The organism is Arcicella aquatica (genome assembly GCF_034928825.1).
Lineage (GTDB): Bacteria > Bacteroidota > Bacteroidia > Cytophagales > Spirosomataceae > Arcicella > Arcicella aquatica.
In genome coordinates, this window is sequence record NZ_JAYFUL010000005.1 from 18440 (window position 1) to 38818 (window position 20379).

At 36.1% G+C, this 20379-nt stretch carries 9 protein-coding genes; all 9 read left to right on the forward strand.

Annotated elements, in window-relative coordinates; all coding sequences use genetic code 11:
* Positions 1-361 precede the first annotated feature (361 nt).
* The 9 genes from VB264_RS04155 to VB264_RS04195 all read left to right on the forward strand — a co-directional run bounded on the left by VB264_RS04155 (position 362) and on the right by VB264_RS04195 (position 20269).
* On the forward strand, positions 362-1627 hold the full coding sequence (locus VB264_RS04155; protein ID WP_323247034.1) for an efflux RND transporter periplasmic adaptor subunit: 1266 nt from the start codon (positions 362-364) through the stop codon (positions 1625-1627).
* A gap of 246 nt (positions 1628-1873) precedes the next feature.
* Complete coding sequence (locus VB264_RS04160) at positions 1874-2551, forward strand: ABC transporter ATP-binding protein (RefSeq protein ID WP_309922375.1); 678 nt, start codon at positions 1874-1876, stop codon at positions 2549-2551.
* Positions 2552-2661: 110 nt separating this feature from the next.
* On the forward strand, positions 2662-5058 hold the full coding sequence (locus VB264_RS04165; protein WP_323247036.1) for an ABC transporter permease: 2397 nt from the start codon (positions 2662-2664) through the stop codon (positions 5056-5058).
* Between the two features lie 98 nt (positions 5059-5156).
* The gene (locus VB264_RS04170) at positions 5157-7535 is read left to right on the forward strand and encodes an ABC transporter permease (RefSeq protein ID WP_323247038.1); all 2379 of its coding nucleotides are present in this window, start codon (positions 5157-5159) and stop codon (positions 7533-7535) included.
* A gap of 188 nt (positions 7536-7723) precedes the next feature.
* Complete coding sequence (locus tag VB264_RS04175) at positions 7724-10108, forward strand: ABC transporter permease (RefSeq protein ID WP_323247039.1); 2385 nt, start codon at positions 7724-7726, stop codon at positions 10106-10108.
* 109 nt (positions 10109-10217) lie between these two features.
* Positions 10218-12578: an ABC transporter permease gene (locus tag VB264_RS04180; protein ID WP_323247041.1), complete on the forward strand. Its 2361-nt coding sequence runs from the start codon at positions 10218-10220 to the stop codon at positions 12576-12578.
* Between the two features lie 171 nt (positions 12579-12749).
* On the forward strand, positions 12750-15134 hold the full coding sequence (locus VB264_RS04185) for an ABC transporter permease (RefSeq protein WP_323247042.1): 2385 nt from the start codon (positions 12750-12752) through the stop codon (positions 15132-15134).
* 120 nt (positions 15135-15254) lie between these two features.
* On the forward strand, positions 15255-17639 hold the full coding sequence (locus tag VB264_RS04190; RefSeq protein WP_323247044.1) for an ABC transporter permease: 2385 nt from the start codon (positions 15255-15257) through the stop codon (positions 17637-17639).
* A 158-nt stretch (positions 17640-17797) separates the two neighbouring features.
* Positions 17798-20269: an ABC transporter permease gene (locus VB264_RS04195; RefSeq protein ID WP_323247045.1), complete on the forward strand. Its 2472-nt coding sequence runs from the start codon at positions 17798-17800 to the stop codon at positions 20267-20269.
* The last annotated feature ends 110 nt before the right edge of the window (positions 20270-20379 follow it).

Below are 20379 nucleotides of genomic sequence, written 5' to 3' on the forward strand. Positions count from 1 at the left end.
TATTTCATAAAATGAAGCTTTTGAATCAGCTTTTGAGTTAAGAATAACACCATGTTCTTAATTCAAAAGCTGATTTTTTTTATTGTTAAAAAACATCGCATATCATTTTCACTAAATACCGCTAACCGCTATTGATTAATTAAGCTAATCCTTCTTGTTTTTAAAGCTATATTATCCTTCTTATCCTTTGTTCATTTCCGAACAAAAAGTGTATCATTTTCGAACACTTTTTAATAAAAACACAAAACAACATGCTCATTATCAATAATTTACATATTTGGCATTATCTTCTCAATAAATTGTTCAAACAGAATGATTAAATGATGAAACACATCTAATCTTATTAATTAATTTCAATACAATGGATAGAGTAATCGAAAAAAACAAATGGTCGGCAAAACGCATTCTTCCTTGGGTAGGGGGTGTGGCAATAGTTGGCCTGATTGCAGCAAGTTATTTCAATACCACAGGTAAAAGTAAATTGAATGTGGATGAAGGCAAAATTATGATTTCGGAAGTAAGCAAAGGAAGCTTCCAAGAGATTATTCCTATCAATGGTATTGTTTTACCTATTCAAACTATCTATTTGGATGCTAGTGAAGGCGGTAGAGTAGAAGAACTTTTTGTGGAAGATGGTGCTATCGTGAAAAAAGACCAGCCTTTATTAAAATTATCTAACACCGACCTTGAGCTAGACCTTGCCAATCGTGAAACTTCTGTTTTTCAGTTGATTACTCAAATGCAGTACACTCAAAATTTGGCTCGTGAAAACACCATTCGTCAGCAAGCTAATTTAGCCGATATTGATAATGCATTGTTAGAAGCCAAAAGAGTATATGATTTGAACAACCGTTTACATAAAGAGAAAGTAATTTCTGAACAAGATTATAAATCATCTCTAAACCTATATAACTATAATGTTCGCCGTAAAGCTTTGATTGAAAAAACGTTGAAGCAAGATTCAATCACAACGGCAACTCAGCTAACACAAATGAAAGAGACGGTGGCTCGTACACAAGAAACATTGAAGTTAATGCGTAAAAAAGCTTCTGATTTAGTAGTAAAAGCTCCTGTGGCTGGTCAGCTTACTTCAAGAAATGCGGAGGTTGGGGAAAATAAAGTACGTGGTGTAAGGTTAGGACAAATCGATGTGTTAAGTGGCTTTAAAGTGCGTGCTGATATTGACGAACACTATATTTCAAGAGTATTCATTGGTTTAACAGGCGAGTTTACCATTTCAGACAAAACGTATAAGCTACGCGTTAAGAAAGTTTATTCACAAGTAACCAATGGACGTTTTCAAGTGGATATGGAATTTATAGGAACACCACCAAGCGATATACGTCGTGGACAAACTTTACAAGTACGTTTATCTTTAAGTGACCAAACGCAGGCTGTGTTATTAGCAAAAGGTGGGTTCTATCAACAAACTGGCGGAAACTGGATTTTCAAAGTGGGTGAAAACGGAGAAAAAGCGTATAAAGTAGATATCCAATTAGGTCGTCAAAACCCTGAATATTATGAAGTTCTGGAAGGCTTAAAACCAGGTGATAAAGTAGTAACGTCTAGTTATGAAAACTATGGGGATATGCAGGAATTGGTTATAAAGAAGGAGAGTAAGCAGTAAGTTTTGAGCTATAAGCTGTGAGCTATATAGATTTTAGAGTTTCATATAAATTCTTATTTATCAAATTCTCAAGGCTGAAAGCTAATAACATAAATACATTAAAAACTAAATAGTACGCTAAAACTCATTGCTCAAAGCTCAAGGCTGAAAGCTAATTGAAATCAAAAACTAAAAGTACATAGCTAAAACTCACTGCTTAAAGCTCAAGGCTCATGGCTCACAGCTCAAAGCTAAAAATCTAAAACCATGTTAAAAATTACAGACTTAGAAAAGATTTACCGTACTGAAGACATCGAAACGGTTGCTTTAAATAAACTTTCATTAGAAGTAAAGAAAGGTGAATTTGTAGCCATCATGGGCCCTTCGGGTTGTGGTAAATCCACTTTATTAAATATCATTGGTATGTTGGACGATGCCGAGAAAGGTAGCTTTATGTTCAATGGCGAAGAAATCATTCATTTCAACGAGCGCCGCCGTGCAGACCTCCGCAAACGTAATATTGGTTTCGTGTTCCAGTCCTTCAACTTGATTGACGAACTAACAGTGTATGAAAATGTAGAATTACCGCTTTTATACTTGGGTGTGGATGCCGCCGAACGCAAACAAAAAGTAGAAGCAGTATTAGAGAAAGTACAAATTATGCACCGTAGAAACCACTTTCCACAACAATTATCGGGTGGTCAGCAACAGCGTTGTGCTGTAGCACGTGCCGTGGTAAATACGCCTAAATTAATCTTAGCCGATGAACCTACAGGTAACTTGGACTCTACGAATGGTAATGAAGTGATGCAGTTATTAACTGAACTAAACGAAGCTGGTACAACTGTCATCATGGTGACTCACTCTGAACACGATGCTCGTTATGCGCACCGTATCATACGTTTGTTAGATGGTAAAGTTGTAATGGAGAATATTTTGGGGTAACATCATTAAGTGATTTAGTGAATTGTGAATGAGTGATTTTACCATCATTTAATCACTAATTCACTCATTTACAATTCACTAAATATTAATTGCAAAAAACCTTTAAAACCATGCTAAAGAATTATATAAAAATAGCTTTTCGCAATCTTTTGAGAAACAAAAGTTATGCTTTTATCAACATTGCGGGTTTGTCTTTAGGACTTACTTGTGCAATGTTGATTTTCGCCTTAGTTCGCTACCATTTCAGTATTGATAAACATCACAGCAAATATGAAAATACTTACAGAATCGTAAGTGAATTTGTTTCGAGAGAGGGGGGTGAGAACTTCCATTCTCCGGGTGTTCCTTATCCATTAGGAAAAGCCGTTTTAACAGATTTTCCTGACATAGAAAACCTTTCAATGACAGAACTACAAGAAAATTTTTTTGTAGCTATTTCATCTAAAAATGGCGAAGACAAAAAATTTAAAGAAACAGGCGAAGGTGCTTTTGTTGAACCTTCTTTCTTTAAAATTTTTGATTATGAATGGATTCAGGGTGGTTTTGAAGAGCTAAAAAATCCTAATACGGTTGTTATCAGCGAAAAAAATGCTTTGAAATACTTCGGCTCAACGGATGTTATTGGCAAAATCATCAAACACAATGGTCGTTTGAGCCTTAAAATCGTTGGCGTTTTCAAAGATTATAAAGACAATACCGATTTTGCCTACGAAGTAATGCCCTCTTATGCAAGTTTGAAAGAATATTATGGTTCTATCAACGATAATTTTGGAAGTACAAATAGCAGTACTCGTTGTGTCGTTTCATTAAATGAAAAATTTACAAAAGCCAATTGGGATAAACAAATGCCTGCTTTTGTGAAAAAATATAATCCTTACGAAGTAAAATACACTCACTATGTAATGCAACCTTTGAAAGAAATTCACTTTTCAGAAGACTATGGTGGCATCAACAAAAACCTTATTTTATCACTCTTTGCGATTGGTATTTTCTTGATTATCACTGCAAGTATCAACTTCGTCAATTTAGCAACGGCTCAAGCTTTGAAACGTTCTAAAGAAGTAGGTGTACGCAAAGTTTTGGGAAGTTCAAAGGCACAATTGTTTTGGCAATTTATGGCAGAAACAGCCATGATTACGATTGCCTCTGTGTTGATTTCAATTGTATTATTTCAATTTGGAGAGAAAATCGCTCGTGAGTACTTAGATGGAGCATTCAAATTCACTTTCTACTTCGATGCCTCTGTTATCCTGTATGTTACGCTTATTATTCTTGCCGTTATTGTACTTTCTGGAGCGTACCCAGCTTTGGTATTGGCAGGTTTTCAGCCCGTAATGGCTTTGAAAGGTAAAATTTCAACGCAACAAGTAGGTGGTTTTTCTGTAAGAAGAAGTTTGGTAGTAGTTCAGTTTGCCATTTCTCAAATGCTAATTATTGGCATGGCAGTAGTGACAAGCCAATTATCGTATTTCCAAAATAAAGATATAGGTTTCAAAAAAGAATCTATTCTAACTATTAGTCTTCCTTTTATGCCGAAGCAAGATGTTGTCAAAATGAATACCTTCAAGAATTTGGTTTCGGCTGTTCCTGATGTAGAAAAAATCAGTTTTTCAATGTCGGGGGCTCCACAATCTGGTTGGGTAAATAGTACAAGTTTAAGATTTGATAATCGTGGAGAAGACGAAAAATGGAGTACTCATGTCAAAAGCATTGACGCTAATTATTTAGATTTATACGGTATAAAATTAGTAGCTGGGCGTAACCTTTACCCTTCTGATTCTATCAGAGAAGTAGTAGTAAATGAAGCTTTTGCGAAAAAGCTTAACTTCAAAGACCCAGCAAAAATTATCGGTAAAAAAATAGAAGCAAGAGGGCGAAATGTAGAAATCGTGGGCGTAGTAAAAGACTTTCACCAACAGTCGCTCGCCCAAACGATTGAACCTTTATACATGACTACCTTGGCTACCAATTACTATTTTGTTAATGTTAAATTGCGTTCGGCTAATTTTCAAAAAGCAATAAAATCTTTAGAAAAAACCTTTAATCAAGTATATCCAGAAAGTTACTTCAATCATCAATTTGTAGATGAAGCCATTCAAAGAGCCTATCAGGAAGAAGAAACCATGGGCAAACTGATTAATTTCTTTGCTTTAGTGGCTATCCTAATTGGTTGTTTAGGGCTTTATGGATTGGTATCGTTCATGGCTACTCAGAAAACCAAAGAAATCGGTATCAGAAAAGTGTTAGGCGCAAGTGTTGGAAATATCTTGGCACTATTCGGAAAAGAATTTGCACAGTTAATCATCATCGCATTTGTCATCGCCGCTCCTGCTGCTTGGTGGATAATGAATGGTTGGTTACAGAACTACGAATACAGAATTAGCATAGGCGCAGGTATATTCTTGCTTTCAATAGGCACTACTATCCTAATCGCCAGTATTACAGTCGGTTATCGCTCTATTCGTGCATCGTTGGCAAACCCTGTAAAAAGTTTAAGAACGGAATAGTTTTGAATTTGGCGTTTTGAATGCGACGTGAAGCGTATTTCTTTACCGAAATTCAAACCCCAAATCCTTTAGTCCTTTAGTCATTAATCCCTAAAACTATGTTACAAAATTATTTAAAAATAGCTTTAAGAACTTTGCTGAGAAACAAAGCATATTCTGCCATTAATATCATTGGGCTTTCTGTAGGGATGGCCGTAGCGATGTTGATTGGTCTGTGGATTTATGATGAGATTTCTTTTAATAAATACCACGAAAAATACGATCGCCTAGCACAGGTAATGCAAAACCAAACTTGGAACGGTGTGACGGGTTCGCAAACGGCTATGCCTTTGCCATTAGCTCCTGAATTAAGAGCCAAATATGCTGGCGATTTCAAAAATGTGGTATTGTCATCTTGGACTTTTGAGCACGTTATTGCTGTTGGTGATAAGAAATTCACCAAAACAGGGAATTTTGTAGAACCAAAATTCCCTGAAATGTTTACCTTGAAAATGTTGAAAGGTACACAGCAGGGATTGAAAGACCCATATAATATTCTTATTTCTGAATCAGTAGCTACTGCTTTGTTTGGTAGTACTGACCCTATCAACAAAGTAGTGAAGATTGATAACAAGACTGATGTAAAAGTAACGGGGGTTTATGAAGACTTACCACATAATACTAGCTTAAATGATGTTACTTTCTTATTACCTTGGAGTTTATACTTGGCTACTACCGACTGGGTAAGAAACTCGCAAGACCAATGGAATAACAACTCATTCCAAACATTTGCAGAGTTAAATCCAAAAGCTGATTTCGATAAAGTTTCTGCTAAAATAAAATATGTAAAGTTCAATCACGACAAGCAAGATGCGGCTAAGCCAATGGTTTTCTTACACCCATTAAGTAAATGGCACTTATATTCAGAATTCAAAGATGGTAAAATTGTAGGTGGACGTATTCAGTTTGTATGGTTATTTGGTATTATTGGTGTGTTTGTACTTTTATTGGCTTGTATCAATTTCATGAATTTGAGTACCGCTCGTTCAGAAAAACGTGCTAAAGAAGTTGGGGTGCGTAAAGCTATTGGGTCTATGCGCTCACAATTAATTACTCAGTTCTTGAGTGAATCATTATTGATTGTTGTTTTTGCTTTTCTTCTTACTATTATTTTAGTACAACTTACGCTTCCTTGGTTCAATGAGTTATCGGATAAAAAGATGAATATATTATGGGGAAATCCATATTTCTGGATACTCAGTATTTCATTTTCACTGATTACAGGATTGGTTTCGGGCAGTTACCCAGCATTTTATCTATCATCTTTTGACCCTATTCATGTATTAAAAGGAACATTTCGTGTTGGTCGTTTTGCGGCTATTCCTCGTAAAGTATTGGTTGTTATTCAGTTTACAGTTTCCGTTACTTTAATCATCGGAACCATTATTGTCTATCGCCAAATTCAACATGCTAAAAATCGCCCAGTTGGTTATAGTCGCGATGGGCTTATTGCTATCAATATTAATACCCCTGAATTAGTAGGACATTATGATGCTTTAAGGAACGATTTATTAAAAACAGGTGCTGTTTACGAAATGGCTCAATCGTCTAGTCCGACCACTGGCGTATATTCTAATCAGATAGGTTTTGACTGGGAGAAAAAAGACCCTAATCTTCAAGCACTTTTTGGAGTGATTGCTGTCTCTCACGACTATGGTAAAACAGTAGGCTGGCAATTTGTAGATGGAAGAGATTTTTCAAGAAATTTCGCTACAGACACCTCTGCAATGGTTTTGAATGAAGCAGCAGCGAAATTCATTGGTTTTAAAGAACCTGTTGGGAAAAATATCAAATGGAACGGTAAAAATTATAGAATAACAGGTGTTATAAAAGATATGGTAATGGAATCACCTTACGAGCCTATTAAACCAACCATATTCTTTGTCAATTACGAGTGGGCTATTTTTTTCAATGTCAAGCTAAACCCTAAAATGAGTGCTACAGCATCATTAGACAAGGTAGGTGATGTATTCAGAAGATATAATCCGGGTAGTCCGTTTGATTACAAATTTGCCGACGAACAATATGCAAAGAAATTCAGTAGCGAGGAACGCATTGGTAAATTAGCGACTTTCTTTGCTTGTTTAGCCATCTTTATCAGTTGTTTAGGCATATTCGGACTAGCTTCATTTACAGCAGAACAACGTACTAAGGAGATTGGCGTACGAAAAGTATTGGGTGCTTCGATATTCAATTTATGGCAATTGCTTTCTAAAGACTTCGTGATTTTGGTGATGATTTCTTTCTTAATAGCTACCCCAATTGCTTATTATTTCATGGATGGATGGTTGAAAAACTATGAATACCGTTCAGATATTTCATGGTGGATTTTCGGAATTTCAGGTTTAGGTGCTTTGGTGATTACGCTATTAACCGTAAGTTATCAAGCTGTAAAAGCCGCTTCGGCTAATCCTGTTAAGAGTTTGAGAACAGAGTAGAATAATACTGATTTTTGAGTTTTACCCGCTGATATTACAGATTAATATCGCTGATTTTCGCTGACAAATAGTATCTGTGAAAATCTGCGAAAAAAATCTCTGAAAATCTGCGGGTAAAAACGCTATTTCTAAATCTTAAAACTTTCAGCATCTTTCAATGATATTACCAACCTAAAACTTTGAAAATCATGTTCAGAAATTATCTAACAATAGCCTTCCGAAACCTTACTCGCAACAAGGTTTATTCGTTCATTAATATTGGTGGACTAGCAGTTGGTATGGCAGTAGCTATGCTAATTGGGCTTTGGATATGGGATGAACTAAGCTTTAATCAATACCATAAAAACCATGACCGCATTGCTAAGGTGATGCAACACATCAGCAATAATGGGGAAGTACAAACCAGAGAGAGCGTACCATATCCTTTAGCAGAAGAGCTTAGGAAAAACTATGGAAGCGACTTTAAGCATGTTCTCCTCACGATGAACGATGTATGGAATGTATTAAGCTATAGCAATAACAAATTTTTAAAAATAGGTTCATATATAGAACCTGAAGGCATAGAAATGCTAGGGGTGAATATGTTAAAAGGTTCTCGTGAGTGCCTGAATGACCCTTATTCTGTCATTTTATCCGCTTCGGTAGCTCGTGCACTTTTTGGTAATACAGACCCACTAGAGAAAGTCATTAAAATGGACAACAAGTATGCTGTAAAAGTTACGGGCGTTTATGAAGACTTCCCTATCAATTCTACTTTCCATACAGTTTCTTTTATAGCTCCTTATAAATTATTTAGTACTCGTTACGAATGGGTCAGAACAATGGGCGACCCTTGGCGAGCAAACGCATTCCAAGTGTATGTTCAACTTTCAGAAAATGCCGATTTCGATAAAGTATCCTTTAAAATAAAGGATGCAAAGTTGAAAAAGGTTAATGCAGAATTGGCTAAATTAAAACCTACGCTATTTCTACAACCGATGAGTAAATGGCATTTATATTCTGAGTTTAAAGACGGTTTTAACATCGGCGGACGGATTCAATACGTTTGGCTTTTCGGTATCATCGGCATATTTGTATTGCTTTTGGCGTGTATCAATTTTATGAATTTAAGTACTGCGAGAAGTGAGAAAAGAGCTAAAGAAGTAGGCGTTCGCAAAGCTATTGGGTCGGCTCGTAGCCAATTAATTTCACAGTTTTTTAGTGAATCTTTTTTAGTAGTTACCTTAGCATTTATTCTATGTTTGTTTTTAGTACAATTATGCTTGCCATTCTTCAATGAATTGGCTGATAAAAATATCAATATCCTCTGGTCAAATCCTTTGTTTTGGCTAGTAGGTATAAGTTTTAGCTTATTTACAGGACTAATAGCGGGTACTTATCCAGCCTTTTATTTATCATCATTTCAGCCCGTTAAAGTACTGAAAGGTTCTTTCAGAGTAGGTCGTTTTGCATCCATGCCCCGCAAAGTTTTGGTGGTAATGCAGTTTACGGTATCCATCACGTTGATTATTGGTACAATTGTCGTTTTTCGTCAAATTCAGTATGCCAAAAACAGACCTATTGGTTATGAAACAAACGGATTAGTGTCATTACCACAAGCCATCAATGAAATTCATAAACATATTGATATTGTAAAAGATGAGTTATTAAAATCAGGAGCAGTTGTGAGTGTTTGTGAAACATCTGCACCGACTACCGAAAGTTGGTCATCTAGTACCGAGTTCAACTGGCCTGGTAAAGACCCTAATTTACTAGCAGAAGTGCCTATTATTGGCATTTCGTACGATTATGGTAAAACGATAGGCTGGCAAATGAAAGAAGGTCGTGACTTTTCTAAAAACTTTGCCTCAGATTCTACCGCCGTGATTTTGAATGAGTCGGCGGTGAAATTAATGGGCTTAAAACAGCCAATCGGGAAAGCAATATCATGGTTTCAGCAACCATATACAGTAATTGGCGTAGTACAAGATGTAATCATGCAATCGCCTTATGAACAAGTAAAACCTACGGTATATAATTTTACAAAAGACGATGTATCTTATATTCTCGCTAAAGTAAACCCTGAAATAAGTGCAACGATAGCCTTGAGTAAAATTGAAACAATCTTTAAAAAGTATAATCCTTCACAACCCTTTGACTATAATTTCGTAGATGAAGAATATGCCAAAAAATTCGATAATGAAGAACGTATCAGTAAACTAGCTACCTTCTTTGCTATTCTTGCCATATTTATTTCATGTTTGGGACTTTTTGGTTTGGCCTCATTTGTAGCTGAACAGCGTACCAAAGAAATCGGTATTAGAAAAGTGTTGGGAGCTACTGTCTTTAATTTATGGCAATTGTTATCAAAAGATTTTGTGGTATTAGTATTACTTGCCTTTTTGATTGCCACACCTCTCTCCTATTATTTTATGAATAATTGGATTCAAAATTATGCTTACCACACAGACATTTCTTGGTGGATTTTTGCGTTGACTGGTCTTGGAGCATTACTAATCACTTTGTTGACCGTCAGTTTTCAATCGATTAAATCTGCCTTGATGAATCCAGTAAAAAGCTTAAGAACAGAATAAATTGAGTTTGGAATGCAGAGTGAGGAGTATTTTTTTCACCGAAATCCAAAATCCTTTAGTCCTAAAGTCTAAAAACCCTAAAGTCACAAACCTTAAAGTCTCAAAAATCATGTTCAATAATTATCTAAAAATCGCATTCCGTAATTTGCTGAGAAACAAGGTTTTTTCAGTGATTAATATTCTTGGATTAGCCCTTGGCATGACTTGTAGCCTAATGATTATGCTTTGGGTTCAGGATGAACGAAGTGTTGATGCATTTCATGCTAATAAAAACCAATTGTATAGAATTTACATGAAGGAATTTTTTAGTGGAAAAACGCAAGGAGTAATCTGGACACCCGGACCATTAGCAGAAGAATTAAAAAGAGTAGTTCCTGAAATACAAATGTCAACCGCTTTTTCTTGGCCTAGTAGCCAAACATTTATGGTGGGCAACAAAGTAAATAAACAAGAAACCAACGTAGCTGGAGCAGATTTTTTTAAAATGTTTAGCTTCAAACTATTACAAGGGAGTCCAGCGTCTGCATTAAAAGACCTTAATAGCCTTGCTATTTCGAGAAAAATGGCTGAAATCTTTTTTGGTAGTCCAGAAGCAGCTATTGGCAAAACAATCCGCTATGATAATCGCAACGATTTAGTTGTTACTGCTGTTTTTGAAAACATTTCACAAAATAGCACCTTGAAATTTGATTGTTTACGTAGCTGGGATGCTTACGTTATCGATAATGAATGGGCCAAAGATTGGGGCAGTACAGACCCATTGACCTTTTTTATGATTCGACCAGATGCTAACCCTACGCTAGTAGCTAACAAGATTAAGCATGTATTGGATAAATACAGAAAAGGCTTAGATAAAACCGAATTGGCTATGCAGCCCTTTCATGAATACTATTTGAATAGTAATTTCAAAAATGCTGAAATGGAAGGCGGACGCATTGAATACGTTCGTTTATTTAGCATTGTAGCAGTTTTCATTCTATTAATTGCCTGTATCAATTTCATGAACTTGGCAACGGCACGTTCGGCAAAAAGAGCCAAAGAAGTGGGCGTTCGTAAAGTAGTTGGGGCTGTTCGTATGGCACTAATCAAGCAATTTATCGGCGAGGCTATGTTGCTTACTATTTTTGCGATTACTATTTCTGTCCTACTGGTTACACTATTGTTACCTTCTTTCAATAGTCTTACAGGCAAAGCAATCGTTTTACCTTTCGATGAAATTTCATTCTGGAGTTTGTTAATAGCCCTGACTTTTATAACGGGTATTGTCGCAGGTAGTTATCCAGCATTCTTTCTGTCGTCCCTCAATCCTATTAAAGTATTAAAAGGTACGTTAAAATTCGACTCAGCATCTACTTGGTTAAGACAAGGCTTGGTTGTTTTTCAATTCTCACTTTCTATCATTTTGGTGATAGGCATGATTGTTATTTATCGCCAAATAGATTATATCCAACACAAAAACTTAGGGTTTAACCGTGAAAACTTGCTCTATTTTCCTGTAGAGGGCAATCTGAATAAGAAATATAATATTCTAAAAGAAGAAATCTCCCACCTATCTAGCATCAAATATATGTCACATATGACTGCCAATCCCGCAGGTATTGGGGATGGTACCGAGGCCATCAGTTGGCCAGGCAGTAATCCTAATGATAAAATAAGGTTTACGCCAGTGGGTGTTGGCTACGATTTTGCCAAAACGATGAATCTTCAAGTGATAGCAGGGAGAGAATACTCAAAAGATTTTGCATCAGATTCATTAGGCTTTATCATCAACGAAACGGCGCAAAAAGCAATGGGTTTTAAAAACCCTGTTGGCGAGTCCGTTACTTGGGGTAGAGCAAAAGGTAGAATCATTGGAGTAGTGAAAGATTTTCACTTTCAATCTTTACATACGCCTATCAGACCCATGATTACTTACCTGAGCGATAGATATAAACAAGGCAACATCATTGTGCGTGTAGAAGCGGGTAAAACATCAGAAGCCATTGCACAATTGGAAGCGTTATGTAAAAAACTAAATCCAGAATATCCATTTACTTATTATTTCACCGACGAAGAATACGCCAAACAATACAGAAGCGAGCAAGTAGTAAGTACTTTATCTAGTCTGTTTGCTTTCTTGGCTATCTTTATTTCAAGCCTTGGACTTTTTGGGTTAGCGGCTTTTATAGCTGAACAACGCACCAAGGAAATCGGCATCAGAAAAGTATTGGGAGCATCTGTACTGAGCCTTGTAAATCTTCTCTCAAAAGACTTTTTAAAACTGGTATTATTAGCGTTTCTAATCTCCGCTCCGCTTGCTTGGTATGTATCCAGCAACTGGTTGCAAGGCTTTGCTTACAGAACTGAAATCTCTTGGTGGATTTTTGCTGTAGCTGGTGCATTAGCTTTGTTGGTTGCCATATTAACAGTAAGTATTCAAGCGATTAAGGCGGCTTTGATGAATCCTGTAAAGAGTTTAAAGACAGAATGATTTTGAGTTTCGAGTGTGGAGTTTTGAGCAGTGTAGAGTTTTTTACCCGCAGATATAGCAGATGAATACCGCAGATTTAAGCTGATAAAATTCCAACCCCAAAATGACATATTTAACACTGAATCTATTTAAAATATTTTAATCGCCTCGAAAAACTAAATTTTGAAAATCATGCTAAAAAATTATCTAAAAATCGCATTAAGAACTTTGCTTAGACACAAGGTTTATTCTTTTATCAACATAGCAGGTTTGGCTACAGGGATGGCCGTTGCCATGCTCATTGGGCTTTGGATTTGGGACGAACTTTCTTATGATAAATATCATCAGCATTACGACCGTATCGCTCAAGTAATGCAACATAATATTTATAATGGCGAAAAAGCTACTCAGGAATCTAACCCTGCGGTGATGGCTGAAGAGATTCGTAGCCATTATGGGAGCGATTTTAAATATGTGTTACAGTCGTCATGGACGTCAGACCATATCTTGACTTTTGGAGAAAAGAAGCTCACTAAAAGTGGCAATTACTTTGAACCTAAAGTAACAGAAATGCTTACGCTGAAAATGCTAAAAGGTACCAGAGAAGGATTGAAAGAACCCTATTCAATATTGCTGTCTGAGTCTGTCGCAAAAGCCTATTTTGGCGACGCTGACCCAATGGAAAAATTGATGAAGATTGATAATAAAACAAGTGTAAAAGTGACTGGGGTGTATGAAGACTTGCCTTATAATTCAAGCTTTAGAGAGATGAGTTATATTTTACCTTGGAAACTATACTTGATTACCAACGATTGGATTAAAAAGATGGATAATCCTTGGGGAAGTAATTTTACACAGACGTTTGCTGAATTGGCAGATAATACAGATTTCGATAAGGTTTCAAAGAAAATCATCAATGTGAAATTCAATAACCTTGGTAAAGAAGAAAAACGATACAAACCTGAGGTTTTTCTTCAACCAATGAGCAACTGGCATTTGTATTCAGACTTTAAAAATGGTGTAAATATTGGTGGAAGAATACAGTTTGTTTGGTTATTTGGTATTATAGGCGTATTTGTGCTGTTGTTGGCATGTATCAATTTCATGAATTTGAGTACAGCTCGTTCAGAAAAAAGAGCCAAAGAAGTAGGAGTCCGTAAGGCTATTGGGTCAGCTCGTGCACAGTTGATTGCACAATTTCTTAGCGAATCATTATTAGTAGTAGCTTTTGCATTTGGGTTATCGATACTTTTGGTACAGCTATTTTTGCCGTTCTTTAACGAAGTGGCCGACAAAAAGATGAATATTTTGTGGACTAACCCTTTTTTCTGGTTGATAGGTATCTTCTTTACTTTAATCACAGGCTTGATAGCAGGCAGTTATCCAGCCCTTTATTTATCTTCTTTCCAACCTGTAAAAGTATTAAAAGGAACTTTCAAGGTAGGTCGCTATGCTACCATTCCTCGTAAAGTATTAGTAGTTATTCAGTTTACTGTTTCTGTTACTTTAATTATCGGAACCATCATCGTATTTCGACAAATAGAACATGCTAAAAGCCGCCCAATAGGTTATAATCGCGACGGTCTAATTATCATGAATATGGCAACGCCTGATGTTCATAACCATTTTGAGACTGTCCGTAGTGAACTAAAAAGTTCGGGAGCTATTGTTGAAATGACAGAATCTGGAAGCCCTACTACTGAAGTATGGAACACCAATGGTGGTTTTGAATGGGAAGGGAAAGACCCAAATCTAGCCGTTGATTTCCCTAATAATGGCGTAACCTACGAATATGGTAAAACGATTGGATGGCAATTTGTGGATGGTAGAGATTTCTCAAGAGAATATGCTACTGACTCGTTGGCATTTGTACTAAACCAAGCTGCTGTAAAATTTATAGGCTTGAAAAATCCAATTGGCGCAACGCTTAAATGGAATGGCAAACCATTTAAAATAGTGGGCGTCATTAAAGATATGGTGGTTCAGTCTCCTTATCAGCCTGTTAGACCATCGTTATTCCATATCTCAAAAGATCAGGAAAATGTAGTCATTCTGAAAATTAATCCCAACTCAAGTTCAAGAGAAGCATTGAGTAAAATAGAAACGGTGTTCAGAAAATATAATCCTGCGGCACCTTTTGAATACAAATTTGTAGATGACCAATATGCTAGAAAATTCGGTAATGAAGAACGCATTGGAAAGTTGGCTACCTTCTTTGCTATTCTTGCTATTTTTATTAGTTGCTTAGGGATTTTTGGCTTGGCATCTTTCACCGCAGAACAACGGACGAAAGAAATTGGTGTCAGAAAAGTATTAGGAGCGTCAGTATTTAATTTATGGCAATTGTTATCTAAAGACTTTGTGGTTTTGGTGATGATTTCCATCTTGATAGCCAGCCCTATTTCATACTTTTTCATGAACAACTGGATTGAGAAATATACTTATCGCACAGATATTTCATGGTGGATTTTCGGTCTATCTGGTTTAGGAGCCTTGGTGATAACATTAGCGACAGTAAGTTACCAAGCCATTAAAGCAGCCTCTGCCAATCCAGTTAAAAGTCTGAGAACAGAATAAAGGGAGTGTAGAGTTTTGAGTTAGGAATGCTGAGTTAGGAATGAGGAGTATTTTTTACCGAACCCCAAATTTTTTTAGTCTTTTAGTCCTAAAGTCATTAATCTTAAAACCTCAAAAGTCATGCTAAAGAATCATCTTAAAATAGCCATCAGGACATTGCTAAGACATAAAAATTACACCCTAATTAATGTCGTGGGATTATCGCTTGGTTTAACAGGAGGTTTATTGATTTTTGTGTTTGTAAAATTCAATTTAAGTGTTGATGGGTACCATAAAAACTTTGATAATATTTATAGGGTAGTAAGTGATTTACAATTTAGTAAAGACCATCTCGAACACGATAATGGTAGCCCCTACCCAATGGTAAAAGCCATTCAAAATGATATACCAGAAGTACAAAAGGCATCATATATCGCCAAAAATATGTCTTATACCGTTGGTATTCCTAAAAGTACAACCAATGTAGATCGTTACTTAGAAAAAACGGGGATTGCCTATACCGATAAAAATTGGTTTGATATTTTCGATTACCAATGGATTGCTGGTAACCCAACAGTAATGAATGAACCCAATACCGTTGTTTTGACGAAAAAACTAGCGAAAAAATACTTTGGGAATGAAAACCCAATGGGTAAAACCGTTCAGGTTAATAATAAATTCATCCTGAAAGTAGCGGGTGTTTTAAACGATTATCCAGAAAATACGGATAATAAAATGGATATGTTTATTTCTATGGAGTCATTTAAAACCATAGAACCAAAGCAACATATTGAAGATTGGGGGTGGATAGACTCAAATAAAGAAGTATTTGTTTTGTTAAAAGACAATGTTGCTTCCGCTGATTTTGACCGTAAAATGATAGCGTTTTCCAAAAAATATCATGGCGCAGATGCCAACGTTTTTAAGCACCATCTTCAACACTTGAGTGATATTCACTTTAATCCGTTATACAGAGGCATTATCAGAATAGAAACTATCTGGGTTTTAGTCATAATTGGTGTGTTTTTAGTCATAACAGCCTGTATCAACTTTGTAAATTTGGCCACAGCCCAAGCCTTAAAAAGAAATAAGGAAGTAGGTATCCGAAAACTACTAGGCAGTAAACGTAGCCATCTCTTTTGGTTATTCATTGCCGAAGTCACCTTGATTGTTGGCTCATCTTTGGTTTTAGCTCTTGCCCTTACACAACAATTTTTGCCCGTTTTAAGTGACTGGACACATACAAACCTAACACTTATCATTGACTATCAATTAGTTAGTTTTTTGGTTATACTTTTTGCGTTAGTTATTTTATTATCTGGCTTTTATCCAGCCTTTGTATTATCAGGTTTTAATGTTACCAAGGCTTTGAAGGGTAACAATACCAATCAACAAATTGCAGGTTTTCCCATAAGGAGAAGCTTGGTTGTCGTTCAATTTACCCTTTCACAATTATTAATTATTGGCACATTTGTGGTTTTTCAACAAATGGATTTTTTCAAGAATGCAGACCTAGGGTTCAACAAAGAAGCACTTTTAATTATTCCTGTTTTTGGAGAAAGACATAACCAAACCGATGTGTTATTGAATAAACTTCGCCAAGACCCTGATGTAAAAAATGTTAGTTTTTGCTTTCGTCCACCTGCTGATAATAGTGGATATGGAGGTTCAATAAGGTATGCAGGTAGAGATTGGGAAGGCTTCCCAGCTCGCTCTAAGCTAGCGGATACTAATTTTTTGGAAACATTTGGCATTAAACTTATTGCTGGTAGAAACATTGTGACAAGTGATAGCATTCGCGAATTTTTAATCAATGAAGAACTAGTAGCCCGACTTGGTATTAAAGATGTAAACGAAGTAATAGGGAAAGAAATAGAAGTGGGTGAATTTGGCATAAAAGCACCCATAGTAGGTGTTGTTAGGAGTTTTCATCAACGCTCGTTCCATGAGAAAATCGAACCCTTGGTTATTGGTATGCAAAAGAATAGTTTTCAGTTTGCAGGCATAAAACTAAGCGGACAAGTGACTAGTGATAAAATCGATAAAATCAAAGCTATTTGGCAAAGTGTTTATCCTGAAAATGTATTCGAGTTTTCATTCCTGGATGAAAGAATAGCTAAGTTTTACGAGCAAGAAACCATGATTTCTAAACTCCTGAATGTCTTTGCTTTGCTTGTTATTTTTATTGGTTGCTTGGGTTTATATGGCTTGGTAGCGTTTATGGCAGAAACTAAAACGAAGGAAATTGGTATCCGAAAAGTTTTAGGAGCCTCTGTTCCACAAATATTATGGCTATTCGGTAAAGAGTTTGCTAAACTGGTCATCATTGCCTTTTTGATAGCCTCGCCTGTTGCATGGCTTTCGGCGAATCAATGGTTACAGAATTTTGCTTATAGAATTAATATCAACCTTGACATTTTTGTGGTTTCATTCTTTGTTACACTACTTTTTGCAACAATAACGGTGAGTTACCAAGCCACAAAATCAGCCTTGATGAATCCCGTAAAAAGCCTGAGAACTGAATAAATGAAGTTTGGAATTTTGAATGCGGAGTGAGGGATATTTTTTTACCTAGCTCAAAACGCTTTAGTCTTTTAGTCCTAAAGTCATTAATCCTACATCTTGAAAATCGTAAATCCTAAAGCCTTTTGTCTTATTTCTAAAATCTTAAAGTCTAAAAAATTATGTTCAACAGTTACTTAAAAATCGCTTTGAGAATCTTGTTTAGAAACAAGCTCTATTCCTTAGTTAATATTCTGGGCTTAGCTATTGGCGTAAGTACGTGCTTGGTGATTTACCTGTTGGTAAGCTTTGAATTGAGTTTTGAAAATTTTCATCCCGACCGTGAACGGATTTACCGAATTACCTCTGGATTTAAAAATCAAGATGGCAAGTCCTTCTTTAATGCAGGTTTATCAGCCCCTATGCCTGAATCCATCTTACAGGAAATACCCGGTATTGAGTACCTTACTGCTTGTCATGTATGGGACTCTAAAGTAACAGTACCAAACGATAAAAACGACACTAAAAATTTGCCTAAAACATGGAAAAGCAATAATGCTGAAATATTAATTTGTCAGCCACAATACTTTAACATTTTTAATTACGAATGGCTAGAGGGTAATCAAAAAACAGCCCTTCAAACTCCTAATGAGGTAATATTAACAAAAAATGAAGCTGAAAAATATTTTGGCAAAATTCCTTTACAGCAAGTTTTAGGCAAGCAATTATACTTTAATGATTCTTTGGTTACAACCGTAACAGGAATTGTCAAAGAATTGCCTGATAATTCTGATTTTAAATTTAAAGTTTTTATTTCCTTTAAAAGCATCGAGGCAAAAAACTGGAGAAAAGAATTTCAATTGGACGAATGGACCAATACAAATTCTAGTTCAATGGCCTTTGTAAAACTTAGTCAGAACACCACAGCAGGAAATATCAATGCTAAGTTTCCAACTTTTCTAAAAAAGCATCTTGATCAAAAAGACGAATGGAATATTGGTCGTACCCTTAGTTTACAAGCTTTGTCGGATATACATTTCAATGCTGAATTCGGTGATAATTTTTCTCGTCAAGTACATTTACCAACACTTTATGCCTTACTAGGTATCGCAGTATTTTTATTATTGATTGCAGCTATCAATTTTGTCAATTTAGCCACAGCCCAATCTATCACACGTGTAAAAGAAATTGGAGTACGCAAAGTGTTGGGTAGCAATCGTAAAAGCTTGATTATACAGTTTCTATGCGAGACCCTCATCATCACTACCTTAGCGGTATTGTTGTCTGTTTTATTTGTAGAACCTATCCTTTGGATATTTGAAGATTTCGTTCCTAAAGAACTGCATTTTAATATTTTAGACCCAAACACTATTGCTTTTTTAATACTCATTACCATCGTAACCTGCGTTTTATCGGGCTTATACCCTGCTTGGATTATTTCATCCTATCAGCCTGTATCATCTTTAAAAAATCAGGTAGTGAATGGTCAAAGCAGTACGGCATTCCTCCGCAAAGCATTGATTACGTTTCAGTTTACGGCATCGCAAGTTTTTATTTTAGGCACAATCATCGTCGCTACGCAATCTAGGTTTATGCTTAATAAAGACTTAGGCTTTAAGAAAGATGCTATCATTAATTTTTATAGCGATTGGCACGATACAGAAAGTAACAAGAAGAATGTATTGATTCAAAAGCTAAAACAAATTCCTGAAGTAGAAATGGTTAGTCTCGGTGATAAACCAGCCAAAAATGGATACTCTACCAACAGGGTTACCTATAGAAATGGGAAAAAGGAAGTTAAGCTAGATGTTCACAGACGCTCTGTTGATGCCAATTATATCCCAATGTATGGCTTGAAAATCGTTGCAGGAAGAAATCTTACTACTAGCGATACCGCCAAAGAATTTGTGATTAACGAAAGCTATGCAAAAGCGTTGGGCTTCAATAATCCTGAACAAGCCATTGGTCAATTTTTAATTTATTCAGGAGGAAAGGGCGATATCAATTTACCAATCGTAGGAGTAGTTGCTGATTTTCATTTGCAACCCTTGCACAAGGCTATTCAGCCCTTATACATGATGTCGGAGAATAAATATGAAACGGCCTTCAACGTGAAAGTGCGTAGCAAAGGACAATCTTCTACTGATTTCAAGGCTGTATTAGCCAAAATACAAAAGGCTTATAAGGAAGTATATCCAAATAGCTATGAAGAATTTAGTCCTACTTTCTTTGATGAAAGCATTGCCAAATTTTATGAAAAAGAAGAACGCTTTGCGAAAATATTAAATACTGCTACAGGCATTGCTATCCTGATTTCATGCATGGGTTTATTCGGCTTAGTAGCCTTTACGACCCAACAACGCACGAAAGAAATCGGTATCAGAAAAGTATTAGGCGCATCAGTAAGCCAGATTGTGAAGTTATTATCAAAAGACTTCTTGAAGTTGGTCATCTTAGGCATTGTAATAGCCTCGCCAATTGCCTATTGGGCAATGAATAAATGGCTACAAGATTTTGCTTATCGAGTAGACATCAGTTGGTGGATTTTTGCTTTGGCAGCCATTGCTTCAATCATCATCGCCTTGATTTCGGTAAGCTACCAGTCTATCAAAGCAGCCTTGATGAATCCTGTAAAGAGTTTACGAGCAGAATGAATGGAGTGCGGAATTTGGAGTGAGGAGTAATTTTTCACCGAAATCCAAAATCTTTTAGTCCTAAATTCTAAAAATACTAAAGTCTAAAATCTAGTGTCTAAAATCTTAAA

Bases quoted from the DNA above. Each gene is read 5' to 3' on its own strand.
- VB264_RS04160 (WP_309922375.1), top strand. From the start codon at position 1,874: ATGTTAAAAATTACAGACTTAGAAAAGATTTACCGTACTGAAGACATC.
- VB264_RS04170 (WP_323247038.1), top strand. From the start codon at position 5,157: ATGTTACAAAATTATTTAAAAATAGCTTTAAGAACTTTGCTGAGAAAC.
- VB264_RS04180 (WP_323247041.1), top strand. From the start codon at position 10,218: ATGTTCAATAATTATCTAAAAATCGCATTCCGTAATTTGCTGAGAAAC.
- VB264_RS04155 (WP_323247034.1), top strand. From the start codon at position 362: ATGGATAGAGTAATCGAAAAAAACAAATGGTCGGCAAAACGCATTCTT.
- VB264_RS04195 (WP_323247045.1), top strand. From the start codon at position 17,798: ATGTTCAACAGTTACTTAAAAATCGCTTTGAGAATCTTGTTTAGAAAC.
- VB264_RS04175 (WP_323247039.1), top strand. From the start codon at position 7,724: ATGTTCAGAAATTATCTAACAATAGCCTTCCGAAACCTTACTCGCAAC.
- VB264_RS04185 (WP_323247042.1), top strand. From the start codon at position 12,750: ATGCTAAAAAATTATCTAAAAATCGCATTAAGAACTTTGCTTAGACAC.
- VB264_RS04165 (WP_323247036.1), top strand. From the start codon at position 2,662: ATGCTAAAGAATTATATAAAAATAGCTTTTCGCAATCTTTTGAGAAAC.
- VB264_RS04190 (WP_323247044.1), top strand. From the start codon at position 15,255: ATGCTAAAGAATCATCTTAAAATAGCCATCAGGACATTGCTAAGACAT.